This is a genomic window from Synechococcus sp. H55.9, assembly GCF_047462355.1.
Classification (GTDB): domain Bacteria; phylum Cyanobacteriota; class Cyanobacteriia; order Thermostichales; family Thermostichaceae; genus Thermostichus.
The window spans coordinates 7679-9209 of record NZ_JANSJB010000024.1; the positions used below are offsets into that span (position 1 = coordinate 7679).

1 protein-coding gene and 1 tRNA gene are annotated in these 1531 nt (G+C 57.3%); one reads left to right on the plus strand and one right to left on the minus strand.

Annotated elements, in window-relative coordinates:
• Nucleotides 1-73, plus strand: a tRNA-Arg gene (locus tag NW857_RS05030).
• Here NW857_RS05030 and NW857_RS05035 read toward each other — a convergent pair.
• The coding region (locus NW857_RS05035) for an ATP-binding protein (RefSeq protein ID WP_414368160.1) at nucleotides 74-1531 on the minus strand (1458 nt) is incomplete at its 5' end. It abuts the tRNA gene before it with no gap.

The window sequence follows — 1531 nt, forward strand, 5'->3', positions numbered from 1 at the left end:
GCCTTGCTAGCTCAATGGATAGAGCACCGACCTTCTAAGTCGATGGTTGCAGGTTCGAGTCCTGCGCAAGGCGCTAGGCTCTGTTTTGAGTTGCCGACAAGCTGCCCTGATGGGGGCACCACACCTGGAAAATCACCTGCCGGGAACGGCTTTCCACCGTCAGGGATCCCTTTAACATCTCCATAGCCTTTTTGGCTAGCGGCAGGCCTAGGCCTGTCCCTCCGGCTTTGCGGCGATCCAACTGTGGGATGCGGTAGAACTTTTCAAACACATGGGGCAGCGCCTCTGGAGGAATTTCCACTCCCGTATTGCGCACCTCGATCAGCCAGCCGGGACGGTTCTGTTGATGGGTCTGGCTAAAGCGCAAACAGATGCTTTCCCCAGCCGGCGTGTACTTGCAGGCGTTGTTCAAAAGTTCGCCCACCACCCGCGACAGCAGGCTCTCATCCGTGCAGAGGGGCAAAAGGTCGGGATCCCATTCCAACTGAAACTGTTGGTTCTGCTGGGCAGCTCGCAGCCGGAAGGGCTCGGAAAGATTGGGGATCCACTCCTGAGGAGATAACCAGGTTAGATTGAGATCCCTATTTCCGGCTTCAATAGCTTGCAATTCCAACAGCTCGTTGATCAAGTCCAGCTCGCGGTTGGTCTCCATCTCCAAAATCTGCAAGTAGCGCTGCTCCCGCTCCGTCAGGTTGGCCTTGGAGAGAAAAGCAATTGCCAGCTTCATGTTGGTTAGAGGCGTGCGCATCTCGTGGGAGACCATGTGCAGAAACTCATCCTTGAGGTGGTTGAGCTCCTGCAACTGCTGCACCTGCTGCTGCACGGTTTGGAAAAGCCGGGCCTGGCGAATGGCAATCGCACACTGGCTGGCCACCCGCCGCATCAAGCGCTGTTCCCGCTCGCCAAACACCTGCCCCGGCGGACGCGAGCCGCAAATATTTCCCAGCAGGAGAGATTCGCCTTCCTGAGCATCGCAAATGGGAAGTACCAGCAGCGTGTGGCGGTCGTAGCTGGGCCAGCAGGGGTGGCCAAGGTTGCTGAAATAGCAGAACTGCCCACCCTGAAGCTGCTGGAGCACCTCGGCAAAATCGGCAAAGGGGATCTCCAGGGGAAAACGGCGGATCCCTTCTCCAGGTCGATAATCCAAGGCCAAAACGCCAACCTGTCGTTCTGAGTCATGGAGGGCAATCATGCAGCCGGAAAGGCCAAGGCTGAGGGCCAGTTCCTGCGCCACGGTTTCCAAAATCTTGTGCTCGTCTAGGCTGGAGCGAATTTCTTCCGTGATCAGTTGCAGCAGGGCCTCGTCTTCGTAGGCTTGCTGCAGTTGGCGGTTGCGCACCCGCACTTGGTAATCCAGTTCGACGTTGGCTTGCTGCAGCCTTTGATAAAGTTCCGCCTGTCGAATGGCGACTGCCAGGTGATTGCCAATTGCCCTGGCCAACTCGATCTCTTCCTCTTGCCAATCGGGTTCAGAGATCAGGCGTCTCAGGGCTAGAGCGCCCCAAAGTTTCCCTTGACAGGCCACCGGGAT